Here is a 17966-nt window from a genome sequence, read left to right as displayed (position 1 = left end):
CGTCATTCGCCCATGCCCCGGGCGCTGTCCCAGCCATGCCTGAGACCGTCATTCGGCCATGGCTCAGGGCGTGCCTCGGCCATGCCCCGGGCGCTGTCCCAGCCATGCCTGAGACCGTCATTCGGCCATGGCTCAGGGCGTGCCACGGCCAGGCGTCAGGCGGTGCTGCGGCCATGCGTCAGGCCGTGTCGACGATGCGGCGGGCGAGGTCGCGCAGCTTGACGTTCTCGCGCTGCGAGGCCCGTACGAGGTTGTCGAAGGCGGCGCCCGCGTCCATGCCGAGGCGTTCCATGATGATGCCGGTGGCCTGGCCGATCAGGTCCCGGGTGTGCATCGCCTCGGTGAGCTGCTCGCGCACGGTCGCCGAATCGAGGGCGATGCTGACGTGTGCCGTGAACAGCCGGCCGATGCGTGTCGCCGCGTCGTCGAACGCACGCGGGCCACGCGCGTACGCCGTGAGCACGGTCAGCCGGCGACGGTCGGCGCGCAGCCGCAGCGACAGCGCCGAGCGCAGGCCCAGGCCGGCCAGCAACCGCCCGGCGTCGTCGGCCGCGCTGTCCTCCACCCGGCGCACGGGCGTGGTCCACAGGTCGTCGAGATGCGAGCCGTGTCCCCCGGCGGTCTGCCCGGCCTCCGCCGACCGCGCCAGCTCGTCGGTCCAGGCCAGCGACAGGCCGGGGCTGCCGCGCTCGACGACGCTGACCCCGGCGTGCTCGGCGCCGGGCATGAGCCGCACCGCGAGGCGCACCGCGGCGCTCAACGTGCCGTGCGGGGTGCCGGGTTCGTGCAGTTGCCGCGCCGCGACGGTGAGGGCTTCGGCGAGATCGCCGTCGACCGGGGGGCCCGACGCGGGACGGTCTGCCGAGGGACGGCCCGTCGCGGCACGGTCTGCCGCGGGACGGTCTGCCGCGGGACGGCCCGGCCGATCGGCGGCAGGGCCGGTCTCCGGATCGGGCCCGGCACAGGCCCCGGGATCGGCCCCGGCACCGGTCTCGGGATCGGCGGGGCGGTCGGCCCCGGAAAACGGCACATCGGAAAACTCGTACGCAGTCACCACGAACCTCTTCGGCGTGCACGGCCGTAACAGCCATGCGCAGGAGAGCTCCGCAGCACATTCCCGACTGCGAGCACACAGGACGGACAGCACTTTAACCGCTGTGCCCCGTGCGGGGTGCGGCCCCCGCGCGCTTCCGAACTCCCCTGCCGACGTGGTGCAATGGGGTCGAAGGGTCAGGAAGCGGCCTTACCGAGAACCGTACGAACGTCTTGGGTGAGATGCCGTGATCTTCTTCCTCCGTCCCTGCGAGCCGAACTCTCCGCCCGGCAGCACGCTGCTCGCGCTGCCCCCGGAGATCGACGGCGACAACGCGTCCGAACTCTTCACGCTGATCAGCCGGCTCACCCGGCTGCGCGTCCCGCGGCTCGAGGTGCTGATCCTGGACCTCACCGGCACCCACTTCATGGACTCCCAGGGTGTCCGCCTCGTCAACGACCTGCGTCGCCAGTTGCAGCCCCGGGCCCGGGTGCGGGTGGTGGTGGCCCCGGGCGGCGTGGCGAGCCGCATCCTGCAGATCACCGGCCTGCGCCGCGACGTCCCCGTGTACGACAACCTCGCCGAGGCCCTGTCGTCCTAGGCTGGCCCCATGGCACCCAACATCGCGACCAACACCCGCGTCTCCCTGGCCGAGCTGCTCGACTTCGTACGACCCCGGCACCGCGCCGTCCTGCTCACCCGGCGCGCCGACGGCGGTCCGCAGGGTTCGCCGCTGACCTGCGGGGTCGACGACTCGGGCCGGATCGTGGTGTCCACGTACCCGGAGCGGGCCAAGACGCGCAACGCCAGGCGTGACCCGCGGGTCAGCCTCATCGTGCTGAGCGACGAGTGGAACGGGCCGTGGGTGCAGATCGACGGCGCGGCGGAGGTCGTGGACGCGCCGGACTCCGTCGAGCCGCTCGTGGAGTACTACCGGAACATCGCGGGTGAGCACCCGGACTGGGACGAGTACCGGGCGGCGATGGCCAAGCAGGGCAAGTCGATCATCCGGATCACCCCCGAGCGGTGGGGGCCGGTGGCGACGGGCGGCTTCCCGGCGGGCCTCGCTGCGCAGGAGTAGCGGGGCCTCCGCCCGGTCGGACCGCTCAGCGCCGAGCCGCCTTCCGTCCGGACGGCGGTCGGACCGCTCAGCGCCGAGCCGCCTTCCGTCCGGACGCTTCAGGATCCCGGGGGCTCTCTGCCTCCCGGACCCCCCGGAGCAACAGGGCCGCCGCGACAGGCCCGCCCGCGACCACGGCCACGCCCCCGCCCCGCTCCCGCTTCCGCCCCCGCTCCCCTACGGCGACCAGCGTCACGGACGCGACGACGAGCCGGCGGCGGGGTGCGGCGGGACCCGGAGGGCTGCGAGGCCCGTCCGCGCCCCAACCCGACGGCGACGCCCTCCCCTTCGCCCCGGGCCGTCCGTCGCCGCTGCGCACGCGGCCGTCGCCGTCCTCGTCAGGACACCGCGGGTTTGATCAGATATCCGGCACCTCTCCGGGTGTGGATCATCGGCTCCCGCCCGGCGTCGATCTTCCGGCGCAGGTACGAGATGTACAGCTCGACGACGTTGGCGCGCCCGCCGAAGTCGTACGACCACACGCGGTCGAGGATCTGCGCCTTGCTCAGCACCCGGCGCGGATTGCGCATCAGGAACCGCAGCAGTTCGAACTCGGTGGCGGTCAGGTGGAGGGAGTCGCCGCCCCGCGTCACCTCGTGGCTGTCCTCGTCCAGCGTGAGGTCACCGACGACCAGGGTGGACTCGGAGCGCCGGTCGGCCGCGCCGGAACGCCGGATGAGGCCGCGCAGCCGGGCGACGACCTCCTCCAGGCCGAACGGCTTGGTGACGTAGTCGTCGCCGCCGGCGGTCAGCCCGGCGATCCGGTCCTCCACGGCGTCCTTGCCGGTGAGGAACAGCACCGGCACGTCGGGCAGTTCGCGCCGCAGCCGGCCGAACGCGCTCAGCCCGTCCATGTCGGGCAGCATCATGTCCAGCACGACGACGTCGGGCCGGAACCGGCGCGCGGCGCGTACGGCGCCCTGGCCGTCCCCGGCGCTGCGGATCTGCCAGCCCTCGTAGCGCAGCGCCATGGACAACAACTCGGTGACGGACTGCTCGTCGTCCACCACCAGCACCCGGACGGCCCTGCCGTCCGGCCTCAGCAGTTCGGTGCGCCCCAGGGGCGAGGTCGTCGTCATACCGGTCACGATGCCGGGGCGCTCTGAGAGCACCCTTTTCGGAACCTGTGATTTCCCTGAGAAACGCACGGGTGCTTCTCAGCGACCAGGACCCGTGACCGCGGGACGGGCCCATGACCGCGGGACGGGCCATGACGGCGGGACGGCGCGTGCGGCGCGACTGTGGCACGCGGGCCTCACACCCCGAACAACCGCGCCCCGTTGTCGTGGCACACGGCCCGCAGCCAGGCGTCGCCCAGCCCGAGCCGCTCCAGCGCGTGCAGCTGATGCGCGTACGGGTAGGGGATGTTGGGGAAGTCGGACCCGAGCAGAATCCGGTCGCCGAGCGCCGCCAGCCGGGGCAGGGCGCGCGGGGGAAACGGCGCGAACCGCTCGCTGAAGTCGGTGAACGCCATCGTCGTGTCCAGCCGCACCTCCCCGTACCGCTCGGCGAGGCCGAGGAAGTCCTCGTACTCGGGCATGCCCATGTGGGCGACGACCAGCCGCAGCCGGGGGTGGCGCGCGAGCACCCGGGCGACGGGCTCGGGCCCGGTGTGCTTGCCCGGCGCGGGCCCCGAACCGCAGTGGATCACGACGGGCACCCCTGCCTCGGCGAGCAGCCCCCAAGCGGGGTCGAGCAGGGCGTCGGCGGGGTCGTACGCCCCCACCTGCACATGTGCCTTGAAGACCCGGGCGCCCGCCTCGACGGCCTCCCGGACGTAGGCGTGGACCCCCGGCTCGGGAAAGAGCGTCGAGGTGTGCAGGCAGTCGGGCGTGCGCCGGGCGAAGTCGGCGGCCCAGGAGTTGAGCCACTGCGCCATGCCGGGCTTGTGCGGGTAGAGCATGGCCGTGAAGGCCCGCACCCCGAACTCCCGCAGCAGCGCGGCCCGCTCGTCCTCCTCCTGCCGATAGGTGATGGGCCACTCGACGCCACCGGTCAGCGGGCCGAGCGCGTCGAAGTACGCCCATACCTTGCGCAGCACCCGATCGGGCATGAAGTGGGTGTGGACGTCGACGAGTCCGGGCAGCCCGAGCCGCTCCCAGAACCCACGGACACCGGCCGCCTCACCGCCACTGCCAGGCTGATCACTCATGGGGCAACCCTGGACCGGGAACACGACCCAGGTCCACCCCCGTCCGCCCGCCCGGCCGGGGCGGACGTCAGGCGGCCCGTCAGAACAACCCGTCCTGAACACCCCCGACGGTCGCTCCGAACCTCCGCACGGGAAAGGCGGCCCGGCCCTCGATGCCGTCCCCCGCGGGCCGGATCCCCCACCCGGTCATCAGCCGCGTGTCGAGTACGACGACCCCGCGCCCGGTCGCCAGATGCAGGTCGGGCCCCGCGGCGGCCACCAGCTCCCCGCTCACCGCGCCGCCCGGCACCAGCTCGGTCACCTCCCCGACGGCGGCCGGCGCCCCGGCCAGCCCGAAGTCCCGCAGGTGGTCCACGGGCCGGAACGGCTCGGCCGTGAGCGACTCGGGCCGCCCGTCCAGCGCCACGGCACGCGCGTGCAACGCGGCGATCTCGGCGGCGCGCTCGTCCGCCCCGCCGGGCAGCGCGGACCGCACGGCGCGTTTGGCGGCGTACGGGATCCGGTCCGGCACACCGAGCGCGGCGCGCAGCAGCTCCTCGGTCCGCCGCGCGGCCATCAGCGGCCCGGTCCCGAGCCAGCTGAAGCAGACGGCGCCCTGCTCCAGCAGCCGCGCCGAGCCCCGCTCCACGGCGGTGATCCCGACCTTGACCATGCCGGGCCCGAACCAGGCCAGGTACACCCGGTACGGCCGCGGATCGTCGGCGATCGTGTCGGCGGCGACGGAGTGCGCCCGGTCCAGCCGCGCGCACTCCTCGCACCGCGCCCCCGTACTCCGCGGCCCCACCGCCACCCTGCCGGCGCAGGGATGTCCCCGCGCCCCCACGCACGTCCGCGGCCCGGCCTCCGCCACCCCGAAGGCCACCCGCTTCCCCGGCACGACCGCACTGCGCCGCCCTCCGTCCCACAGCAGCACGGGCCCACCGGCCGCCCACCGCAGCCCCGCGCACCTCCACACCCGGCCCATCACTCCACGGTAGGGACCACCACTGACAACGCCGCCCGGCCAGGGAAAGGCGAGAAGACAGAAGGCTGAGGAATCACGGAAAACCTCAGGAGAAGGCGTGGAGGACCGAAGACGGGGCACGTCGCGGACGGCAGCTGCTCGGCGCGGCGGTCGGCTGCGTGAGGCCGGCAGTCCCGGTCCTTTCCCCTTACAGCGTTCCGTTGCGGCGTATCTCCCGGCCGGCGGCCCGCGGTCCACGGCCAGGGCCGGCGGCAATCCGCCGTACAGCCGGCTTCTCCCGCATCCGGTCAGCGATGCGGACGGGCCGGCCTCCCGGGGCAGGCCTTGCCGACCGCGCTCTCCCGTGCGTTTTGCGTCCAATTCAGTGATTTGAGGCAACTCACCATCGTTCCTCACTCCACGTGGCTATATAAGTACTACAAGTAGAATTTTCGTTTCTCTGACTGCGTCACGGCACGTCGGCACCCCGGAGGCCACGATGGGAACGCTGGGCAAAATCGAACAGCGCTTCGAGGCCCTCATCAACGACACGTTCGCCAAACTCTTCAAATCGGAGGTGCAGCCCCTGGAGTTCATCGGGGCGCTCCGGCGCGAATGCGACATCAACGCGAAGATCTGGAGTCACGACCGCACCATCGCGCCGAACGGATTCGTCGTCGAAATGGGCCCCAGCGACCACGAATTGCACAGTGCGTGCTTGGTTCTGCTCGGCGACGAGCTGGTCGAAAGGCTCCACGAGTACGCCGAAGAACAAGGGTATTCGTTCATAGGCCCCCTGAAAGTGCAGCTGCAGCGAGCGGAGCACTTGAAGCCCGGGCAGTTTCGCGTACGCAGCCGGCTCGAGGTCCCACCCGAAGTACAGCGGACCCTGGAAGCCGAACGGCACCATCGCGTCACGCATGCGATGACGGCCGACCTCAGCAGTGCGAGAACAGGGGCCCGGCAGCCGACTTCGGAAGTCCGGCGCTGGGAGAAACGGGTCCTGATGGTGGAAGAGCTCATATCCCAGGGTTTCGCGTTCGGCGAGGACGGCATGCTGGTCCGCGCGGACGCCCCGGGGCGGTCGCGTGCCCTCCCCGCGGCACAGGCGCCTCCGGCAGCCGGCCTCACCGGTGGCCAGGCCCACGGGCCGGGTTTCCGCGGCACCGGCCGCCGGGACAGGGGCGGCCCGCCCCTGTCGCAGGTCGACAGTCTGTCTGCGGGCCGACCGCCGGCAGTACTCGTTCCAGAGGGCGATCACCGCCACGGAGGAACGAGTCCATTGCCCGGCAGGCAGGAGGAACCGCCGGCCGGAACATGCCACCGTCACCGACCCGACTCTCCACTCGACGGAATTCTCTCTCCTCCGAAAGGACGAAACGTGACGAACGATCGCGACACCTGCGTCGGCGGTCCTGTACCCGCCGGGGGCCGGGAGGGCTTTGGCGGGCTCGCTTCCCCACCGCCGGGCCAGCACGTCGCCGACAGGCTGCAGGCGGCCCCGGCGCCGGAGCCTGTGAACGGCACCCGGGTGGCCGGCGAGGCCGCGCACCCCGAGGGCAGGACGGAGAACCACATGCCCGCGCCCGGCCGTCACGCTGAGCACCCGGCAGCTTCGTTCGCCCCGGTGGCGCACCCGCCGGTTCTCGCCCCTGAAGCACCGGCGTCCGCCCGGCCCCCGGCGTACCACGCTCCGGCCCACTGGCCGGCGCCGGACACGAACGGCCGCACTGGAGCGCTGGGCCAGAGCGCGGCCGTCGAACTCTCCTCCGACCGGCTCCTGCGTAAACAGGGCAAAGACCGCCGCGGCCGTGCCCGCTTCCGAGTCGGAGGCAGGTCCGCCCAGCGAGAACTCCAGCAGAAGCTGGCCATCCTTCGCGCCCCGGTGATGCAGTGCCACAAGATCGCCGTCATCAGCCTCAAGGGCGGGGTCGGCAAGACGACCACCACGACCGGCCTGGGCGCCACTCTCGCCACCGAGCGCCAGGACCGGGTCGTCGCGATCGACGCCAACCCGGACGCGGGCACCCTGAGCCGCCGCGTCCGTCGCGAGAGTGGTGCGACGATCCGCGACCTGGTGACCGAACTCCCGAACGTCAAGAACTACATGGACGTGCGGCGTTTCACCTCCCAGTCCCCCAGCGGGCTCGAGATCCTCGCCAACGAGGTGGACCCCGCTCTCTCGACGGCGTTCAACGACGAGGACTACCGACAGGTCGTCAACTGCCTCGGGCAGCACTACCCGATCATCCTGACCGACTCCGGCACCGGCCTGCTGCACAGCGCCATGCGCGGCATCCTGGATTTCGCCGATCAACTGATCGTGGTCGCCACGCACAGCGTGGACGGCGCGACCAGCGCCAGCACCACACTGGACTGGCTGAACGCACACCACTACGACGATCTGGTCAAGCGGAGCATCACCGTGGTGTCCGCGCCGCGGAAGAAGAGCAAGCTCGTGCGGGTGAACGATGTCCTCGACCACTTCCGGGCCCGCTGCCGGGCTGTGGTGGAGATCCCCTTCGACGAGCACCTCGCCACGGGTTCGGAGGTCGACCTGAAACAGATGAAGCCCCGGACCCGCGAGGCCTACTTCAACCTGGCGACGCTGGTGGCCGCGGACTTCCCCCGCACCCAGCCCGAGCCCCTGAGGTGGGGGGCCGCCTATCCGCACTCGGGTTACAACGCCGCCAGCCTGTTCGCCGCCCCTGCGTGGAGTTGACCGGCCCGGCGGAGCAGGACAACCACCGCGGCAGCCAAAGCCCGGGTCCCCGGGACCAACACGGACGGACGGCGCCCGCGAACTGTCCGCCGCCACGCTCGGGACCGGACCACGACCAGGGCGACGCGGACGACGGGACGGCCGCAGGAACGGCGCCGCGTAGCGACGCTGACGTCACCCGCTGACGTCAAAGGCCCCGCCGGAGAACCGGCGGGGCCTTTGACTTCCGTGCACTCGGCAGGATTCGAACCTGCAACCTTCTGATCCGTAGTCAGATGCTCTATCCGTTAAGCTACGAGTGCTTGTTTTGTTTCCCGCCGCTTTCCGGCCTTCCGGCCCGCTCGCGGCGACAGGAAGAACATTACATGACTGCCGCCGTCATGTGAAATCCGTTTGGCTCACCCCTTGTGACCTGCGAAAACCAGATTCTGAGGGGGGTGCGGCGGCGAGCCGTGGACGGGCGGAAACGAGCGAAGCCCCGGCCGCTCGGGCCGGGGCTTCGGGATCTTGCGCGGAGGCGGAGGGATTTGAACCCTCGATGGGCTTTAAGACCCAAACCGCATTAGCAGTGCGGCGCCATAGACCGGACTAGGCGACGCCTCCAGCACACTCACCGCGCGCGAGCGCGATCAGTTTGCGTGCCCGATGATGACACAGTCCAGCTCGCTGTCACCAATCGACCCCCACGGTACTGGCAGCGCGGTCGCGGGGCAAAGCCCTTCCGGGTCCGTGGGTCGCCCGTCCGGGCCGGTGGGACGGGCCGCGCGCAACGTCCGGCGGGCCGTCGCGTTAGTCAGGCATGTCGCACGCCATCACCTCCCCCAGCCACCGCAACTCCCCCAGCCGTCCCGTTCCGCACCCCTCTGCCGGGGATTCCGTCGTTCCCGGGCGCCGGGTCCGTTCCTCCGGGCCGTCCCGGTCCGCGCTGCGCCGGCTCGTCCTCGGTGTCGCCGCCTCCCTCGCCGCGCTCGGGTCGCTGTCGGCGGCGCCCCCGGTCGCGTACGCCGCCGCCGGTCCCGGTGTGCTGATGCCGCCGCCGGTGCGGGGCGAGGACCGGGGCGGCGATCATCTCGTCGTCACCGTGCGGGACACGGGCGGCGGCGCGGACGGGACGTACGAGCTGTACTGCCATCCGCGCGGCGGCAGCCATCCCGAGCCGGCGCGGGCCTGTGCCGCCGTGGACGAGAACACGCGGTGGGGGCGGGATCCCTTCGCGCCGGTGCCCGAGGACGCCGTCTGCAGCATGCAGTACGGCGGGCCGGCCACCGCCCGCGTCACCGGTACCTGGGCCGGGCGGCCCGTCGACGCGACGTACGACCGGCGCGACGGCTGCCGGATCAAGCGCTGGGACCGGCTCGTGCCACTGCTGCCCGCCATGGGGTGACCGCGCCGGGTGACAGGACCCGCGGAGCGCGCCCGGTGACGGGTCCGAACAGGTTTTCCGAAGCGTGGGCAAGAGGTGCGTAAAGGTCGCGCGGAGGTGGGGCGGGCGGGACGGCGAAGTGTGCGCAGGCGGGCGCGTGTTCCAGGTGACCCCGCCCTCGCGTCGGCCGCCCTCCGGCCCCGCTCCGCCGTGGCCTCCCCGTGCGACGTCCCTCTCATCGGCGTCGCTGGCGCAACCCCCTCCCTTAGACTCCCTCGCGTGACACGCCGCGGGACGGTTGGCAAGATGGCCCGAGCGGTCGGCAAGGTGCGGTAACAGGAGGGAAGCGTCTCGTGAGCAGCAGGCCATCCCGAGGCGCTGCTCGCCTCGCAGCCATACTGGACGCGCTGCCCGACGCGTTGGTGCTGGTCAACGCCAACGGCACGGTGGTCAACGCGAACACCATCGCCCTGGAGGCCTTCGAGACGCCGGGGACGGCGCTCGTGGGGCGGGGGCTGCTCGATCTGCTGCCGCAGTTCGACTCCAAGCTGATCCCCGGTTCCATGCGCCGGCCCGACCACATCGACCCGCGGGCCCGGACCAGGCCGACCCGGATGATCGCGCGCCGCACCGACGGCACGGAGTTCCCGGTCGAGGTCACGAGCGCGAATCTGGAGAACGGGCAGCAGGCCTACGACAGTTACGGCTACACCGGCGACGAGCTGCTCATGCTCGTCGTGCGGGACCTGTCCGGGACCGTGGACACCGAGGCGGAGCTGGCCCGGTCGCAGCGGCAGACCGAGATGATCCTGCGGGCCGCCTCCGAGGGCGTGGTCGGTACCGACACCGACGGGCGGATCGTCCTGGTCAATCCGGCCGCCGCCCAGATACTGGGCTTCCGGGCCAGCGATCTCGGCGGCCGGGAGTTGCACACCCTCGTGCTGCACTCGCGTGCCGACGGGTCGCCGTTCCCGTACGGCGAGTCGCCGCTCGCCGACACCCTGCGCTCCGGGCGCAAGCACCGGGTGCGCGGGCAGGTGCTGTACGCCAAGGACGGCAGCAAGGTGCCGGTCGATCTGACGACCGCGCCCGTGCGCGACGGCGACCAGCTCGTCGGCGCCGTCATGACCTTCACCGACCGGCGGCCGTACGACGCCGTCGTGGAGGAGAAGGAGGCCGCGCAGGAGGCGCACGCCGAGGAGCTGGAGCGGGTCGCCGAGGAGCACGCCTCCGAGCTGACCGCCCTGCGCCAGAAGCACGTGGCCGAGCTGGAGCAGCTCCGCGAGGAGCACGCCGAGGAGCTGGCCGCCGGTGAGGACCGGTACGCCGCGCTCGGCGAGCGGGAGAAGGACCGCTACGAGGCCCTTGCCGCCCGCCACGAGCAGTTGCTCACGCTGCTGGGCCGTTCGCTGCGCGGGCCGCTGGAGGAGCTGCGGCGCGATCTGGCGACGCTCGCCGCCGACGACGCCGGGCAGTTGTGGCCCGAGGCCAACCAGGTGCTCCACCACCTCTCGGCCGGCTACTCCCGCATCACCACGCTGATCGACAACGTCCTCGGCTACCAGCGGCTGGACACCGGCGCCGAGGTCCTGGCCCGTACGAAGGTCATGCTGGACGCGGTCGTCGCCTCGGGTGTCGACGGTGCCGTCGAGCTGATCGGGCCGGGCCGGGTGCAGTTCGCCGTGCACGCGCCGCCCATCGAGGCCGAGGTCGACCCCCGGCTGCTCGCGACCGCGCTCGCGCATCTCGTCGCGGACGTCGCCGGCGTCGACTCCACCGGCAACGCGCCCGTGTCGACCGGCGGATACATGGACAACACCGTCGTCGTCGCGGCGGCACAGCGCGGTGCGGTCGTACGGATCGAGGTGCGCGGGCCGTACGCCGGGGGAGACCCGGTGCACCAGCCGATCGTGCAGGGGATCGTGCGGGCCCACGGCGGCGTGCTCCAGACCCACGAGGTGCCGGGGATGAGCGGCAACGCGTACGTCCTCGAAGTGCCGATCGGGGGTGGGGCGGGGGCTGTCGCGGCCCCGGCGGCCGGCCGGATGCCGGCGTTGGAGCAGGCGCCCGGCCCGGCCCCGGCCGAGGCCCGGGTTGAGGCCCGAGCGCAGGTGGAGGCCCCGGCCCCGGCTGCGATCCCGGCTCCCGCGTCCGATTCCGGTGAGGGTGCCGCTGCTGCCGGTCAGGGTTCCGGGGGCGGGCGGCGGCGGGCACGGCGGTCGTCCGTGGACGCCTTCCTGGACGGCGGGGCGCAGGGGGCGGGCACGCCCGAGGAGGCCGGTCCGGAGAACGCGTCCGGGAGTGGGACCGGGGCCGGTGGCGCAGCGCCTACGGGACGGCGCCGGCGGCGTGCGGTCGAGGCCGCGCCCGGTCAGGCGGGCGCGACGGGTGCCGGGGCGGTGCCGGAGTCGGGTTCGGAGTCGGGTGTGGCTTCCGGTTCGGCATCGGGGGCGGTGTCCGGGGGGACCGGACGGCGTCGTGGGCGGCCCGCGGAGGACGCGGGTGCCGTCGGTGCGGTGGGAGCCGCGGGCGGTGCGGGTCCTCCGGGTGCCGTGGCCGGTGGGGGTGCCGCCGCCGAGGGCGCCGTACGCACCGCCGCCGAGCATGCCGCCGGAACCGCGGCGACCGGCAACGGACTGGGCGGGACGGTGCCGCCGCGGGGCGTGCCCGCGCCGGTCGCACCGACCGGACGCCGTGCCCGCCGTGACAACGGCGAACAGCACGCGCTGCCACCCGCGCTGCCCGCACCGTCCGGCGAGCACGCTCTCGGCGGCGCGAACGCGTCCAGTGGTTCCGAGGCGTCCCAGCCGACGGGCCGCCGCCGGCGTGCCCTGGCCGCCGCGAACGAGCGGGCCGCCGCGCAGGAGGCGGGACCCCGTACGGTCTTCGCCCTGCCGCCGGCCGAGGCGGACCGGGCCACCGGCCCGGGCGCGGGCCACGCCGGGCAGTCCGGCACCGCGCCGCGGGTGCCGGGTGCCGGCAACGAGCAGACCGTCCCGCATCCGCCGGTTCCCGGTGCCGGGCCGGGCGGCCGGACGCAGGTGCCCCGTCCCGGCCCCAGTCCCGCCGCCCCTGCCGCTTCCGCTTCCGCCGGTGACGTACCGGTCGACGGCCGGCAGGACGCGGTGTCGCACGACCCGTCCGACGGCCACACGCCTCCGCCGGCCCATGCCGCCGGTACACCCGCGGGCGGACCGACGGGCCGTCGCCGGCGCGCGGCACAGCCGACGGACGGTGCCGCCGCACAGGGGACGGCCGGGCACGGGGTTCCCGTTCAGGTCCAGCCGGGGGTCGCCGGTCAGGGCGGGGGCAGTGTCCCCGTTCCGCAGCAGGGCGCTGCCGGGCCTGCGTCGGGGCAGCCCGTGCCGGGTCGGCCTGTGCCCGTCCAGGGCACCGCACCGCAGCCAGGCACCTCGGGGCACCCGATTCCGCTTCCGCTGCCGCCGCGGGTCTCCCCGGGTCAGACCGGTGCGGGGCAGTCCGGTGCGGGGCAAGCTGGTGCGGGGCAAGCCGGAATGGGTCAAGCCGGTGCAGGTCAAGCCGGTGTGGGTCAGCCGGTTCCCGGTCAGGCGCCGCACGCTCAGGGCGCCCTCGCCCCGGCCCCGGCCCCGGGCACTCCGGCGCACGGCACGTCCGGGCCGGGCGTCCCCGTCGGGCAGCCCCTCCCCGCCGAAGTCCCTCCCGGTCCGGGCACCCCGGTCCAGGGCACCCCGGTGCCCCAGCAGTGGCCCGACCCGAACAGTGCCCCCGGTGCGGGCACGCCCGTACATCCCCACGGCCACGCGCCCGTGCCGCCGCACGGCACCGGCCCGGTGCCCCCGCAGGGCACCGGCTCCGTACCGCCCGCCGCCGTCCCCGGCGTCCCCGGTGAGGACGCGCCGCCGCACGCCCAGCCGGCCCTCGCCCCCGGCGCTCCCCTGCCCCCCGAGAGCGCCGCGCCTCACCGGCCGGAGCAGCCCGGCCGGCCGGGGCAGCCCGCCCGTCTCGCCCAGCCGCTGCCGCTGCCCGCCGAGGCGGCGACCCCCGCGCCCGCGCCCCTCGACCCCAACTCCACGCAGGGCCGCGCCATCAGCGTCCGTACCCTCGGGCAGGGCGTGCCCTTCACCCGGCAGGCGGCCCAGGTCCAGCAGCCGCAGGCGCATACGCAGCACCAGACGCAGACGCAGACGCAGGTACAGACACAGCCGCATCCCCAGCCGCAGACGCAGGCGTCGACGGCCCTCGCCCCGCATCAGCCGGGCGCCGCGGCCCGGCGCCGCAAGCTGGGAACCCCGCAGACAGCCTCGGCATCCGCCGCGCCCACCGGGCAGTCCCCGTCCTCGGTCTCGTCCCCCTCCCCCTCCCGCGCGGGCCAGCGCCCCGCGCCCGGGGGTGAGGACGCCGGACGGTCGTACGCCATAGGGGCACCGGACGAGAACGCGGCCGAGGGACCGGAGCCGTTGGACGGTCCCGGTGGTGCGGTGGAGGTCGCGGAGCCGCCGCGTCCGCAGCCCATGGACGACGAGCTGCCGCCCGAACCGCTCGACAACCCGCGCCGACTGCTGGTGTGGCCCGCGCCCGACGTCCCGACGCAGCAGGCGCTGAGCGACCGCGGTTACCGGCCGGTCGTCGTGCACTCGCGCGAGGAGGTCGACGCGCAGATCGCGGCCTTCCCCGCCGCGCTGTTCGTGGACCCGCTGACCGGGCCGATCACGCGTACCGCGCTGCAGTCGCTGCGGCAGGCCGCCGTCGCGGCCGAGGTGCCGGTCCTCGTCACGGCCGGACTCGGGCAGGCCTCGCGGGACGCGGCGTACGGCGCCGATCCCGCCGTACTCCTGAAGGCCCTGGCGCCGCGCGACAGCGAGCAGCACCCGCCACGCGTCCTGCTCATCGAGGAACACGCGGAGATCGCGCTGGCGCTGACCGCGACGCTGGAGCGACGCGGGATGCAGGTGGCGCGGGCGGCGAGCGACCAGGACGGGGTGACGCTGGCGTCGCAGTTCCGGCCGAACCTCGTCGTGATGGACCTGATGCGGGTGCATCCGCACCAGGCGGGGATCATCGACTGGCTGCGCGCGAACGGGCAGCTCAACCGCACGCCGCTGGTCGTCTACACGGCCACCGTCGACCCGGCCGACCGGCCGCGGCTGGCCTCGGGCGAGACGGTGCTGTTCCTCGCGGAGCGGTCCACCACCGCCGAGGCGCAGGCCCGGATCGTCGACGTACTCGCCCGCGTCGGCACCAACTGACGTCGGCGCGCGGGCCGGGCGTACGCGCTGATCGGCGCGTGCAGCGGGCCGGGGCTCCCGCAAGGGGACCCCGCCCGTCGTCCCGTCGTCACGTCACCGCATCGGGGTGTCGCTGCAGGGCCTCACTCCACGACGGTGTCGCGTCACGGCTGCAACGGCACGTCACCGTGTCGCTGCACGGCCTCACCGCACGTCACCGTGTCGCTGCACAGCCTCACCGCGCGTCACCGTGTCGCTGCACGGCCTCACCGCGCGACATGTGTCGCGTCACGGCCTCACCGCGTCAGAGCCGGGTGACGTCCAGGTCACCCGCCGCGTACCGGCGTCGCAGCACCTTCTTGTCGAACTTGCCGACGCTCGTCTTCGGGACGGCCTCGATGACCGACCACCGCTCCGGGAGCTGCCACTTGGCGATCCTGCCCTCCTCGGCGAGGAAGGCGCGCAGGGTGCGGAAGTCGGCGGTGGCGCCCTCCTTGAGGACCACCGTGGCCAGCGGGCGTTCGCCCCACTTGTCGTCGGGCACGGCGACCACGGCGGCCTCGGCGACCTCCGGATGGGACATGAGCGCGTTCTCCAGCTCCACCGAGGAGATCCACTCGCCGCCCGACTTGATGACGTCCTTGGCGCGGTCGGTGAGCGTGAGGAAACCGTCGGGGCTGATGGTGCCGACGTCGCCGGTCTTCAGCCAGCCGTCCTCGCTGAACTTGTCGTCGGGGCGCAGCGGTTCGGCGTCGGGGCCGTTGTAGTAGGCGCCCGCGATCCACGGGCCGCGCACCTCCAGCTCGCCGGCCGACTCGCCGTCCCACGGCAGGCGCTCGCCGCCGGGGCCGGTGAGGCGGGCCTCGACGCCCGCGGCAAAACGGCCCTGGGTGAGGCGGTAGCCGAACTCCTCGTCGGTGCCGACGACGTGGGCCGGTGGATGGGCGACCGTGCCGAGCGGGGAGGTCTCCGTCATGCCCCAGGCGTGGCGGACCCGCATGCCGAGGCTGTCGAAGGCCTTCATCAGGGCGGGCGGGCAGGCCGAGCCGCCGATGGTGACATGGGCGAGGGTGGACACGTCGCGCGGGCGGGCGGTGAGCTCGGCGAGGAGGCCCTGCCAGATGGTGGGGACGGCGGCGGCGTGTGTCGGCCTGATCCGTTCGATCATCTCGGCGAGCGGGCCGGGCTGGAGGAAACGGTCCGGCATGAGCATGTTGACGCCGGTCATGAAGGTGGCGTGCGGCAGGCCCCAGGCGTTGACGTGGAACTGCGGGACCACGACCAGGGAGATGTCCTGATCGGTGAGGCCCATCGACTCGGTCATGTTGACCTGCATGGAGTGCAGGTAGATCGAGCGGTGGCTGTAGACGACGCCCTTGGGGTGGCCGGTGGTGCCGGAGGTGTAGCACATGGCGGCGGCGCGACGCTCGTCGAACTGCGGCCAGTCGTACGTGGCCGGCTTCCCGGCGATCAGGTCCTCGTACTCGTGGACCCGCGCGGTGACGCCGGTGAGCAGGGAGCGGTCGCCCGGCCCGGAGACGACGACGTGCTCGACCGTCTTCAGGTGGGGCAGGAGCGGCGCGAGCAGCGGCAGCAGTGAGCCGTTGACGATCACGACGCGGTCGGCCGCGTGGTTCACGATCCAGGCGAGCTGCTCGGCGGGCAGGCGGAGGTTCAGGGTGTGGAGGACCGCGCCCATGGAGGGAATCGCGAAGTAGGCCTCGACGTGTTCGGAGTTGTTCCACATGAGGGTGGCGACACGGTCGTCGTCCGCGACGCCGAGGTCCTCGCGCAGGGCGTGCGCCAGCCGGGCGGCGCGGGCACCGATCTCCGCGAAGGAGCGGCGGTGCGGTTCCGGCTCGCCTGTCCAGGTGGTCACCTGTGAGCCGCCGTGGACCGTGGACCCGTGCGTCAGGATCCTCGAAATCAACAGCGGTACGTCCTGCATCGTGCTCAGCACGGTGTCCTCCCGGGGCGACTTTGCCTACGCGGCGGCAAGGGTTGCGCTGATTCTGCGCACATACCGCGCGGTATGTCACTAGGGACGGGCGAACGATCACTTCAGGACACCCGCCACACTCACCCCGGGCACCGTCAGACACGTACCGTCACTGCCGGACGAGCCCCAGCTCAGGATCCTCGCGGAGCTTACCGAGGGCACGGGAGACGGCCGACTTCACCGTGCCGACCGAGACACCCAGCACGTCGGCCGTCTGCGCCTCACTGAGGTCCTCGTAATACCTGAGGACGACCATGGCCCGCTGCCGGGCGGGCAGCTTCTTGATCGCCCGCCACATGGCGTCGTGCAGCGCCTGCTGCTCCGCCGGGTCGTCGAGGCCGGGCAGCGGATCGGGCTCGGGCAGTTCGTCGCACACGAACTCGTCGACCTTGCGCTTGCGCCACTGCGAGGTGCGGGTGTTCACCAGCGCCCGGCGCACGTAGCCGTCCAGCGCACGGTGGTCCTCGATGCGCTCCCAGGCGACGTACGTCTTGGTGAGCGCCGTCTGCAGCAGGTCCTCGGCGTCATTCGGGTTCGCGGTCAGCGACCGGGCGGTCCGCAGCAGGACGGGGCGGCGGGCCGTCACGTACGACGAGAACGACGGGTACGGGCGACGGGTCCGCGTCGCCGGCGCGGCTGCTGAGGCGTTGGTGCAGACGAGTGTGGTCATGACTCAACGCTATGAGCGACCGCGCCTCGGGCGGATCGCCCGCAGGTCCCGAAGGGGTCTCCGCCTCAAGGTGTAGGGGTGGACCCGGGTGGACCTCCTGAAGGTGGACGGCGGGACGAGACGTACTGCGGGTTTTCCCCTGGGGGTGGCCCCGGCCCACGACTCCGGCCGAGACCCCCGCCCCGGGCTCTGGTCCGAGAACCGGGCCGGGGTCCGGGGCCCTGACCCGGCGCCCCTCCCCCTCCCCAAACACGCGTACGACACGAGGTAGGGCCACCTCCGACCGGCGGACTACGACGAGGTCCCGTCGGGCCACGACGCGGACGAGTCGCTGCGCAACGTGCCGTCGGAAAGCCTGGCACGTGACTGCGCGGCGTGACCTGCGGCAAGGGCGAGGGTGCGCCTGGCCGGGACGTCCGGAACGCCGGGGGGCGATCAGCAGATCATGCGGCTTGGCCGCGCTCCGGACGCCCCTCGACGCTTCGAGCAAGGTCATGGGCAAATGGCCCGTGCCCCGTCCGTGCCCGATCGTGCGGGAACCTGCAGCGAAGCACCGGCACGAGCGGAGACCGCCCAGCACAACGGCCCCCGACCGATTCACCTGGTCAGGGGCCGTTCACCTGCGGTGGGTGTGGGATTTGAACCCACGGTGACGTCGCCGCCACGACGGTTTTCAAGACCGTTCCCTTAGGCCGCTCGGGCAACCCACCCCGCGCCGGCCGTGATCGGTGGCGCGGGGACAAGGGTAACGGGTCCG

At 73.1% G+C, this 17966-nt stretch carries 11 protein-coding genes, 3 tRNA genes and 1 pseudogene; 6 read left to right on the top strand and 9 right to left on the bottom strand.

Annotated features, from left to right (window positions below; all coding sequences use genetic code 11):
• Positions 1-178: 178 nt before the first annotated feature.
• Positions 179-790, bottom strand: coding sequence for an ANTAR domain-containing protein (locus tag ABZ354_RS16065; RefSeq protein ID WP_358657184.1), 612 nt, complete (start codon positions 788-790; stop codon positions 179-181).
• Between the two features lie 490 nt (positions 791-1280).
• Here ABZ354_RS16065 and ABZ354_RS16060 point away from each other — a divergent pair, with 490 nt between their 5' ends.
• Both ABZ354_RS16060 and ABZ354_RS16055 read left to right on the top strand, forming a co-directional pair.
• The gene (locus tag ABZ354_RS16060; protein WP_358657076.1) at positions 1281-1634 is read left to right on the top strand and encodes an STAS domain-containing protein; all 354 of its coding nucleotides are present in this window, start codon (positions 1281-1283) and stop codon (positions 1632-1634) included.
• A gap of 9 nt (positions 1635-1643) precedes the next feature.
• Positions 1644-2114 carry a PPOX class F420-dependent oxidoreductase gene (locus ABZ354_RS16055; protein ID WP_358657074.1) on the top strand — a complete coding sequence of 157 codons (471 nt, stop codon included), beginning with the start codon at positions 1644-1646 and terminating at the stop codon, positions 2112-2114.
• Between the two features lie 377 nt (positions 2115-2491).
• Here the strand turns inward: ABZ354_RS16055 and ABZ354_RS16050 are convergent, their stop codons facing one another.
• The 3 genes from ABZ354_RS16050 to ABZ354_RS16040 form a co-directional block, all read right to left on the bottom strand.
• On the bottom strand, positions 2492-3232 hold the full coding sequence (locus ABZ354_RS16050) for a response regulator transcription factor (protein WP_358657072.1): 741 nt from the start codon (positions 3230-3232) through the stop codon (positions 2492-2494).
• A gap of 176 nt (positions 3233-3408) precedes the next feature.
• Positions 3409-4305: an amidohydrolase family protein gene (locus tag ABZ354_RS16045; RefSeq protein WP_358657070.1), complete on the bottom strand. Its 897-nt coding sequence runs from the start codon at positions 4303-4305 to the stop codon at positions 3409-3411.
• Positions 4306-4384: 79 nt separating this feature from the next.
• On the bottom strand, positions 4385-5269 hold the full coding sequence (locus tag ABZ354_RS16040; protein WP_358657068.1) for a DUF2797 domain-containing protein: 885 nt from the start codon (positions 5267-5269) through the stop codon (positions 4385-4387).
• 478 nt (positions 5270-5747) lie between these two features.
• On the opposite strand from ABZ354_RS16040, the pseudogene ABZ354_RS16035 reads away from it, so the two are divergent.
• Together ABZ354_RS16035 and ABZ354_RS16030 are read left to right on the top strand one after the other, a co-directional pair.
• Positions 5748-6041: pseudogene (locus tag ABZ354_RS16035) on the top strand (DUF3662 domain-containing protein); the annotation flags it as partial.
• Positions 6042-6629: 588 nt separating this feature from the next.
• Positions 6630-7970, top strand: a complete 1341-nt coding sequence (locus tag ABZ354_RS16030) for an AAA family ATPase (RefSeq protein ID WP_358657182.1) — start codon at positions 6630-6632, stop codon at positions 7968-7970.
• 229 nt (positions 7971-8199) lie between these two features.
• On the opposite strand, the gene ABZ354_RS16025 is transcribed toward ABZ354_RS16030, so the two are convergent.
• Positions 8200-8272 (bottom strand) — tRNA-Arg (locus ABZ354_RS16025).
• 210 nt (positions 8273-8482) lie between these two features.
• A tRNA-Ser gene (locus ABZ354_RS16020) sits at positions 8483-8573 on the bottom strand.
• A 196-nt stretch (positions 8574-8769) separates the two neighbouring features.
• On the opposite strand from ABZ354_RS16020, the gene ABZ354_RS16015 reads away from it, so the two are divergent.
• On the top strand, positions 8770-9354 hold the full coding sequence (locus ABZ354_RS16015; protein ID WP_358657066.1) for an SSI family serine proteinase inhibitor: 585 nt from the start codon (positions 8770-8772) through the stop codon (positions 9352-9354).
• A gap of 332 nt (positions 9355-9686) precedes the next feature.
• Positions 9687-14561, top strand: a complete 4875-nt coding sequence (locus ABZ354_RS16010) for a PAS domain-containing protein (RefSeq protein ID WP_358657064.1) — start codon at positions 9687-9689, stop codon at positions 14559-14561.
• Positions 14562-14844: 283 nt separating this feature from the next.
• Here ABZ354_RS16010 and ABZ354_RS16005 read toward each other — a convergent pair whose 3' ends face one another.
• The 3 genes from ABZ354_RS16005 to ABZ354_RS15995 all read right to left on the bottom strand — a co-directional run bounded on the left by ABZ354_RS16005 (position 14845) and on the right by ABZ354_RS15995 (position 17919).
• Positions 14845-16488 carry a long-chain fatty acid--CoA ligase gene (locus ABZ354_RS16005; RefSeq protein WP_358657180.1) on the bottom strand — a complete coding sequence of 548 codons (1644 nt, stop codon included), beginning with the start codon at positions 16486-16488 and terminating at the stop codon, positions 14845-14847.
• Positions 16489-16648: 160 nt separating this feature from the next.
• The gene (locus tag ABZ354_RS16000; protein ID WP_358657062.1) at positions 16649-17209 is read right to left on the bottom strand and encodes a SigE family RNA polymerase sigma factor; all 561 of its coding nucleotides are present in this window, start codon (positions 17207-17209) and stop codon (positions 16649-16651) included.
• 623 nt (positions 17210-17832) lie between these two features.
• Positions 17833-17919 (bottom strand) — tRNA-Ser (locus tag ABZ354_RS15995).
• Positions 17920-17966 lie beyond the last annotated feature (47 nt).

This window comes from Streptomyces sp. NPDC005925 (assembly GCF_040638805.1).
Classification (GTDB): domain Bacteria; phylum Actinomycetota; class Actinomycetes; order Streptomycetales; family Streptomycetaceae; genus Streptomyces.
The sequence above is the reverse complement of the archived record's forward strand: the minus strand, read 5'-3'. Positions and strand labels throughout refer to the sequence as shown.